The sequence below is a fragment of the Alistipes sp. An116 genome (assembly GCF_002161005.1).
Lineage (GTDB): Bacteria > Bacteroidota > Bacteroidia > Bacteroidales > Rikenellaceae > Alistipes > Alistipes megaguti.
This window is the reverse complement of sequence record NZ_NFLR01000015.1, coordinates 62,961-71,670: the sequence shown is the minus strand read 5'-3', so window position 1 is coordinate 71,670 and position 8,710 is coordinate 62,961. Positions and strand designations below refer to the sequence as shown.

The window sequence follows — 8,710 nt, the reverse complement described above, 5'->3', positions numbered from 1 at the left end:
CATTCTACGATAGTCTGGCAAAGATAAATTCAAATCGTTGCGCTCGTTTTATCTCTGTAAATTCCTAATCATCAATATTTTCAAAGAACTTTCATGATTTTTTACCGGACACTAGTGATTCTATGATTGAAAATTCCGCAACCGACACAAATACAATCTTCAACCCGGTTGTTTATACCTCAGAAATCAAACAAACTTTTAACATCAACGAAATGAACAAACTATATCAAAGGTGAAGGGATTTGATATAAAACGTTTTAGCTACCCCATCCAAATACCCCAATAACAAAATACAAAGATATGGTACTAACAACCAACCGTTGTTTCGATTCTTAAAAATTCTGATTACAAATCAATGAATCATTCCGTCACCAAGACTTTCGTTTCAACTATATCGTCGACATCATACTCCACAATTTCAGGAGTCAATACGATCCGTGTACAGGCCATCGGCTGATCCCTGTGTTCGATGCTCTTGATCAACAAATCCAGCGCCTCAGCCCCGAAGCGCTCGATCGGCTGGCTCACACACGCCGCCGCCGTCCGGTAAAGATCGAACGCTTCGTTCGTATCGAAACACGCCATCGAAAAATCGCGCGGAATCTGCCAACCCATTCTGAACATGGCCGTTACACCCTGCATTGCCAGCGTATTGGTCGCAAAGACAAAAGCCTCGACCTGTCGCGTCTGTGCATCGCGCAACACCTCTACAATCCGCTCCAGGCGTTCATGACGCAGGTGATGGATCCGGACATATTCGCCCAGGCCATTCTCCGTCATGCAGGAGCGATACCCCTCCTCGCGCTCGCGGATATTCGAAAGATTCATCGAATAGGAGACCATTTCGATCCGCCGGAATCCCTGGCGGACAAGCACTTCCGTCACTTGAGAACCCGCCCGCCGGTTATTGAGCACCACACTGCTCAGATCGGCGCCGGGAACCTCCCGGTCGAGCAGGACCAGCGGGAAATTCTCATTGGCCAACTTGCGGAGCGTCGGTTCGGCACCTTCACAGGGAACGACGATCAGGCCGTCGATTCCCTTGTTGCGGAATACTTCGATCAGGTTTTCCAGCTTCTGCGGGTTCTCGTCCGTACTGCCGAACAGCACCGTATACTTATGTTTATAGGCCCGGTCCTCGATGCAGCGCGCAATGTCGGCAAAGAACTTGTTCGAGATATCCGAAACGATGACCCCGATCGTGTTGGTCTTGCCGCTTCGTAGCATTCTGGCCGCATCATTCGGCTGATAATTAAGACGTTCTGCCACAGATCGAATCCGTTCGGCCGTCTCCTTGTTGACCCGGTAGCCGCCCTTTCCGTCCGATTTGCCGTTCATGACAAACGACACCAAGGCGATCGAAACCCCGGCTTCCGCGGCAATATCCTTGATTGTTATCTTACGAGTCCGTTCTCCCATTTTTTTATCTGTCGGATAATTTGGAGGGATAGAAATTTTCGTTACCTTTGCAAAGGTAATTAAAACGTTTTAACAAACAAATTTTTTTCCACCTTTTTTTATTCCATCCGACATGAGAAACTATGCAGAGGAGCTGGATTTTCTGAAATCCTGCCAGATCGAAACCCTCGAACTCTCCGACGAAACACCTGCCGGGGCACGAGTCTGCATCGTCCCCCAATGGCAGGGACGGGTGATGACCTCCACGGCCCGCGGCGAACGGGGAGCGGGTTTCGGATGGATCAACCGCCCGTTGATCGCATCGAAATCCACCCTCCCGCATTTCAACCCCGTAGGCGGCGAGGAGCGCTTCTGGCTCGGACCGGAAGGCGGCCCCTATTCCTTTTATTTTGCACCCGGAGCTGCGCAGAACTATGAGAACTGGCGCGTCCCGGCAGCTCTCGACACCCTGCCGTTCGCGGTTGCCGAGGCTTCGAAGCGCAAAGTCCGGCTGATGCAGGAGGTGGAACTGGGAAACGCATCCGGACACCGGTTCCGGATCGGCATCGAACGCAGCATCGAGCTGCTCCGCCCCGCCGAATCCGAATTTCTGCGCAAGATTCCGGCCGCGGGCAGGCTCGACACCGTCATCTACCGCAGCGTGAACCGCATCACCAACCTCGGGGAACAGGCCTGGACTCCCCAAAGCGGGGCCCCTTCGATCTGGATGCTCGGCATGTTCCCGCCCACGACCTCGACAACCGTCTTCATCCCCTACGCCAACCCCGGCTCGGGCGAGATCGTCCGCAGCGACTATTTCGGGGCGATGCCGGCCAACCGGCTCCGGGTCAGCCCGGGACTGGTCTGCATGCGCATCGACGGAGCTTTCCGCTCCAAGATCGGCATCCCGGCAGGCCGCGACACCGGCTGCTGCGGCAGCTACGACCCCAAGGCCGGCTGCATCACCCTCATCCGCCACACCCGCTCGACCGAGGGCGACCGCTACGTGGACAGCCGCTGGGGCCATCAGGATGACCCGTTCGGCGGCGATGTCATCAACGCCTACAACGACGGCCCCACGGAGACCGGCGAGATCATGGGTCCCTTCTACGAACTCGAAACCTCGTCGTCGGCCGCCTTCCTGCAACCCGGAGCATCGAAGACTCACATCCAGGAGGTCTACCACCTGACGGGAGAGCCCACCGGTCTGGATGCCGTTCTCGAGGCGATTGTCCCGGGAGGGGCCGCGGCCGTGAAAAATGCATTCAAACTCTAAAACATACACACCATGCAACCCGAAACTACCTACACCATCGGAATCGACTTCGGTAGCGATTCCGTACGGAGTCTCGTCGTCGACACGAAGGACGGAGCGACCGTAGCGACCGCCGTCGTAACCTATCCGCGCTGGAAGCAGGGACTCTACTGCGATCCCCGCCGGAACCAATACCGCCAACACCCGCTCGACTACCTCGAATCGCTCGAGCAGTGCATCCGCGAGGCCCTGCAGGCATGTGGTCCGGAGGTTGCCGCACGGATCTGCGGCATCAGTTTCGACACAACGGCCTCGACCCCCGTCCTGACCGATGCGACCGGCACACCGCTGTCGCTGTTACCCGAATTTGCCGAACACCCCGATGCGATGTTCATCCTCTGGAAAGACCACACGGCCCTTGCCGAAGCGGACGAGATCAACGCCCTATCGAAACGCTGGGAGATTGACTACACCCGTTACAGCGGCGGTTCATACTCCTGCGAATGGGCATGGGCCAAGATGCTGCACGTCCTGCGCCACGCCCCCGAACTGCGCGAAAAGGCCTATTCGTGGGTGGAGCATTGCGACTGGATGGCCGGTGTGCTCACCGGCAACACCCGTCCCGAGACCATGCCCCGCAGCCGTTGCGTGGCCGGGCACAAGGCCATGTGGCACGAGACATGGGGAGGCCTCCCCGCGGCTTCGTTTTTCGAGGCTGTCGACCCGCTGTACAACTTGTTCCGGGGACACCTCTACACACGGACCTCGACGGCCGACGAATGCGTCGGACACCTCACCGAGGAGTGGGCCCGCCGCCTGGGACTCCGGGCCGGCATCGCCATCGGCATCGGGGCCATCGACTGCCATTTCGGGGCCGTCGGAGCGGGCATCCGCCCCGGAACGCTGGTAAAGGTGATGGGCACCTCGACCTGCGACATTGCCGTCGCCACGTATGACGAGATCGGCGACAAGGCCGTCCGCGGCATATGCGGACAGGTCGACGGCTCGGTCCTCCCCGGGCTGGTCGGGCTCGAGGCCGGGCAATCGGCCTTCGGCGACATATACGCCTGGTTCCGCCGCATGCTGGCGTGGCCCCTGCCGCAGCTGTGCCCCGAGCGGAGCGACCTCGAAGGCGAGATTCTCAACCGGCTGACGGAGGAGGCGCAAAAACTGCCCGTCACGGAGGAGGACCCCGTGGCTCTCGACTGGCACAACGGACGCCGGACACCGGACCTCGATCCCCGCATGCGCGGTGCCATCGAAGGGCTGACGCTGGGCACCTCGGCGCCGGCCGTCTTCAAGGCACTGGTCGAAGCGACGGCCTTCGGATCACGGGCCATCAACGAACGCTTCCGCGAAGAGGGTGTCAGCATCGACGAGGTGATCGCCATCGGCGGCATTGCCCGCAAATCGCCCTTCGTCATGCAGACCATGGCCGACATTGCCGGCATGAAGATCCGCGTGCTGGACAGCGACCAGGCGTGCGCCTTGGGAGCCGCCATGTTCGCCTCGGTCGTCAGCGGCGTCCATCCCGACATCGCAACGGCACAGCAGGTGATGAAGCCGGGATTTTCGGCCGAATACACCCCCGACCCGCAGCGGCAGGCCATCTACGACAAACTCTACGCCCGTTACCAGAGCTTCGGGCAAAGCCAGAAGAATAGTTAGATTGATGATGTGCATTTCAAACAAGGGATTGGTGATTTTTTTACCAATCCCTTGTCTTTTAGCGTGTAATAATGTTCTTAAAATTAATTTTATTGTAAAAATGAATGAAGCATGATATTGAATTGGAAATTAATTGCTTTTTAAGTATGCATGAAGTGTATTGTAACGTTTCACTTTGCCCATGAGGGTTTACTGAATGGAACTTAATATTATCTTTGCAACACAATCAAGCGTTCTTTCTAATCTAGTTATGCAAAATTGAGCGATTCAGAGAATATCGCTCGTCTCCAAATCGTTAGCTCTCAACTGGCGGACTTCTGTAAATATTTATCATTCAGCGGATATTTCTGAAATCAATGCCTTGCCATGTAGGTTGTAAGGGTCGTTGTTAGCCCTAACAGTTTGCTCCATGCTTTCAACTCTCGATTTATGTGAACCAGCACCTTATGCACTCGATTGTGGATTTGTTGTTCGGTGCGGTGTTCGTGACGGTCGAGAATCGGGAAGATATAATCCTCTTGCGAGGAGCCCTTACGGATGTACTTGTTGATAATTTGCTGTGCCAATGGATGCAAACGGCAGGTCATTGGCTTCCCCGTTTTGTGACGGCGGTAGTAAATCCGTCCCTCGTCCATGTCGGCATGGCGTAAGGTGGCGATGTCCTTGAAGTTGATTCCCGCCGAGAAGTATGAAAACAGAAAGATGTCCCGAGCAAATTCGGCATAACGTGACCTTGTTGGGGGTAGTTCTGTCTGCATCAATCGCTGGATGTCCTCTTTGTGGATGGCTCGTTTGCGGGTTGCTGTCCAATGTTTTCCGACCTTATATAGCAGGAACGGGTTTTCTTTGCAAAGGAAAATCTTATCGACAATAGCTTTGTTGTAAACAGCCTTGAGTACGCTGAATTTCGTGGCAATCGAGTTTGGCTGATTCCCCTCGTTATGCAGGAAGTATTCAAACTCGTTCAGTAGCGTGAGGGTTATCTCTTCAAACCGTAAAGGTGCGGGATGAAACTTGCCGAGGGAGGTTTGGGTTGCTGCATATTTGATGGCTGTATTGATTTTCCCTGCCCGCTTCATATCCGAGATTCTTTCCCTGAAATAGGTGCCTACAAACTGTGGCGTATATTTGGATGCGGTTCCGAACAGCGTACTGAAATCGACTGTCACGTCCAAAGCCTCCAGTCGTTGAATCTTCTTGCGATAAGAGGCCAGCGTGCTGTCGATCTTACTTTGCAGGATAGCGCGATCTGGACAGGCTGCTGTCAGCATTTCAGCCTCTTTGTCCCAGTAGCGCGGTTCAACGGAGATGCCGAGCGAGACGAGTTTGTGGGCTCGTTGGTGGGTGAAGCGGATTGCCAAAGGAGACTTGCCGTTTTTGTAAATGATCTCGGTGCGGCAAATTGCTTTGATTTTCATGTGTTTGCGTATTATGCAAACAACACGGGTTGTCAGAACTCTATGTGTAACATTATGTGTAACAAAACGCCGAAAATCTCCTGTTTTTGCTCGGAATAGTCCCGATTTGGCCTCGGACTGCCTGTCTGCATCTGCAGGCACAAGAACCGTACAAAATGAAAAAGCCTTACATATCATGGATACATAAGGCTTTTTGCTTGTTTCGGCGTCTTTTCGCGTCGCCTTCCAGAGCTGTTGACGAGGCTTGAACTCGTGACCTCTTCCTTACCAAGGAAGTGCTCTACCACTGAGCTACAACAGCAGTTTCCTCCGTTGAGTGGTGCAAAAGTACATAAGAAAAATGAATTGACCAAAAAAATATGCGTTTTTCCCAAATATTTTCTATCTTTACTACCAAATTATAACTTAAACCCGATGAAACGTATTCTGATAGTAGGTGCCGGAGGCCAGATTGGTTCCGAGCTGACAGTCTTTTTGCGCGGGATTTATGGCGGCTCGAATGTCGTGGCCACCGATATGCGCGAATGCCGCAATCTGGGCGAGGATGGACCCTTCGAGGTGTTGAATGCCCTCGATGCTACGGCCATGGCCTCGGTCGTGGCCCGTTACCACGTTGATGCCATCTTCAACCTCGTGGCGCTGCTCTCGGCTGTCGGCGAGCGCAACCCCCAGATGGCCTGGAATGTCAATATGGGCGCGCTGAACAACTCCCTTGAAGTGGCCCGCCAGCACCATTGTTCCCTCTTCACCCCCTCGTCGATCGGAGCCTTCGGCCCCACGTCGCCCAAGGACAAGACTCCGCAGGATACCATCATGCAGCCGACGACCATCTATGGCGTCTGCAAGGTTACGGGTGAACTGCTGAGCAACTATTACCATCACAAGTATGGCGTTGATACGCGTTCGGTGCGCTTCCCGGGCATCATCTCGAACGTCACGCTGCCCGGTGGCGGTACGACCGACTATGCCGTGGAGATCTACTACGAGGCTATTCGCAGCGGGCACTTCACCTGTCCCGTTCCGGGCGACGTCTATATGGACATGATCTACATGCCCGATGCCCTGCGCGCTTGCGTGGAGCTGATGGAGGCCGACCCCTCGAAGCTCGTCCACCGCAACAGCTTCAACCTCGCATCGATGAGCTTCACGCCGGAGATCATCTATGCCGAGATCCGGAAGCGGCTGCCCGACTTCACGATGAACTACGACATCGACCCCGTGAAGAAGGAGATCGCCGAGAGCTGGCCCAATTCGCTGGACGACACCTGCGCCCGCGAGGAGTGGGGCTGGAAACCCGAATGGGACCTTTCGCGCATGACCGACGACATGTTGGCTCACATCCGCACCAAACTGGGCAAGAACTGATCGGCATTTTCCGCTCCCGTCATCCGCCCATGCGGCACCCGGACTCCTTTGCTTGTCCGGCCGATTGTGGCGCTGGCGCCCGGATGCGGATCGTATGACCCATGGAAAGACCGTCGGGGCAGGATATTTGCTCCGACGGCTTTTTCGTAAGATTCAAATGTACGGACAAGCATGAAAAAACGGATTTTTCGGGGTGTGGTCATCGCTGTGGCGATTGTGGCGGCACTTCTCGTGGGAGGAAGTCTCTATCTGTTGCGCTATTCGTTGCAGCCGCAGGCGACGATCGAGGCCAAGAATGCCTCCTCCTATAAATATATGTATGAGGAGTATCCCTTCCTGCGGCCGTGGGTCGACAGCCTCCGCCGGGTGGGGGCGCTGCGCGATACGTCGATCCTCGGGCGCGAGGGTGAACGGCTGCATGCCCTTTACGTGCGGGCCCCGCAGCCCACGGACCGCACGGCGGTCATCGTTCACGGCTACACGGACAATGCCGTGCGGATGCTGATGATCGGCTACCTCTACAACTGCGACCTGGGGTTCAACATCCTGCTGCCGGATCTCTACTACCACGGGGAGAGTGCGGGTCGCGCCATCCAGATGGGGTGGAAGGACCGGCTCGACGTGCTGCGCTGGATGGAGATTGCCAACGGGCTCTTCGGCGGGGCGACACGGATGGTGGTCCACGGCATCTCGATGGGAGCCGCCACGACGATGATGGTCTCGGGCGAGGTGCAGCAGCCCTACGTGCGGTGTTTCGTCGAGGATTGCGGCTACACGAGCGTCTGGGACGAGTTTGCGAAGGAGCTTCGCGAGCAGTTCCACCTGCCGGCCTTTCCGCTGCTGGATGTGGCCAGCGGGCTGTGCGGCGTGAAGTTCGGCTGGACGTTCCGCGAGGCGTCGGCGCTGAAGCAGGTGGCCCGGTGCGGCCTTCCGATGTTGTTCATCCACGGCGATGCGGACGACTATGTGCCGACATGGATGGTCTATCCGCTGTATGAGGCCAAACCCGGCGCGAAGGAGTTGTGGATCGTGCCGGAGGCGACGCACGCCATGTCGTATCACGATCAGCGCGAGGAGTATACGCGGCGCGTGGGCGAGTTTGTCGGGAGGTATATTCCCGTGAATTGAAATACAGGGAAGACAATGGATAAGAACGGGGAGATGTCGAGGAGTGCAACGTTTTATCGTATGCTTGAAGAGTCGATCGGTCGGCTGCCTGCCGAGGTCAGGGCCCGGCTTTATCGTCCTTGTGCCGAGGCGTGTGTCCGCGACGGCGTGTTGCTCGAGTTGCGTCGGCAATTTGAAGAGTGTGGCTGTGACCTCGATCGGCAGTATGCGAAATATGGGAGGACCCCGTTTTTCTTCGCTGATGTCATTGAGCCGGGGCGGGTTTATGAGATGGGGTATCCGCGTTGTTTGTGCCCGCAGGTTGAGGCGGGATTTGTGGCGGCTCCGACCCATTGTGAATGCTCGCGTCAGAGTATTCTCTATGTGTTGGAGACATTATTGCCCGGGCGAGTTGTTGAGGTGGAGACGCTTGAAACGGTATTGGCCGGTGGCTCGGAGTGTCGTTTCCGGGTGACTGTAAAATAAACCGGTTGCCAAT

General features: G+C 55.8%; 7 protein-coding genes and 1 tRNA gene. 5 read left to right on the top strand and 3 right to left on the bottom strand.

Features of this window, described 5'->3' with window-relative positions:
• Positions 1–360 precede the first annotated feature (360 nt).
• Positions 361–1,419: a LacI family DNA-binding transcriptional regulator gene (locus tag B5E60_RS10340; protein WP_087311421.1), complete on the bottom strand. Its 1,059-nt coding sequence runs from the start codon at positions 1,417–1,419 to the stop codon at positions 361–363.
• A gap of 112 nt (positions 1,420–1,531) precedes the next feature.
• Here B5E60_RS10340 and B5E60_RS10335 point away from each other — a divergent pair, with 112 nt between their 5' ends.
• Together B5E60_RS10335 and B5E60_RS10330 are read left to right on the top strand one after the other, a co-directional pair.
• Positions 1,532–2,674: a DUF6786 family protein gene (locus tag B5E60_RS10335; protein ID WP_087311420.1), complete on the top strand. Its 1,143-nt coding sequence runs from the start codon at positions 1,532–1,534 to the stop codon at positions 2,672–2,674.
• A gap of 12 nt (positions 2,675–2,686) precedes the next feature.
• A complete protein-coding gene (locus B5E60_RS10330) occupies positions 2,687–4,321 on the top strand; it encodes a ribulokinase (protein ID WP_087311419.1) in 1,635 nt (544 codons plus the stop codon).
• A 353-nt stretch (positions 4,322–4,674) separates the two neighbouring features.
• Here the strand turns inward: B5E60_RS10330 and B5E60_RS10325 are convergent, their stop codons facing one another.
• Both B5E60_RS10325 and B5E60_RS10320 read right to left on the bottom strand, forming a co-directional pair.
• A complete protein-coding gene (locus tag B5E60_RS10325; protein ID WP_162611630.1) occupies positions 4,675–5,739 on the bottom strand; it encodes a site-specific integrase in 1,065 nt (354 codons plus the stop codon).
• A gap of 229 nt (positions 5,740–5,968) precedes the next feature.
• Positions 5,969–6,040, bottom strand: a tRNA-Thr gene (locus tag B5E60_RS10320).
• 113 nt (positions 6,041–6,153) lie between these two features.
• On the opposite strand from B5E60_RS10320, the gene B5E60_RS10315 reads away from it, so the two are divergent.
• From B5E60_RS10315 to B5E60_RS10305, 3 genes are all read left to right on the top strand, one after another.
• A complete protein-coding gene (locus B5E60_RS10315) occupies positions 6,154–7,104 on the top strand; it encodes an NAD-dependent epimerase/dehydratase family protein (protein WP_087311417.1) in 951 nt (316 codons plus the stop codon).
• A 171-nt stretch (positions 7,105–7,275) separates the two neighbouring features.
• On the top strand, positions 7,276–8,232 hold the full coding sequence (locus B5E60_RS10310; RefSeq protein ID WP_087311416.1) for an alpha/beta hydrolase: 957 nt from the start codon (positions 7,276–7,278) through the stop codon (positions 8,230–8,232).
• Positions 8,233–8,247: 15 nt separating this feature from the next.
• Positions 8,248–8,697 carry a hypothetical protein gene (locus B5E60_RS10305; protein WP_087311415.1) on the top strand — a complete coding sequence of 150 codons (450 nt, stop codon included), beginning with the start codon at positions 8,248–8,250 and terminating at the stop codon, positions 8,695–8,697.
• The last annotated feature ends 13 nt before the right edge of the window (positions 8,698–8,710 follow it).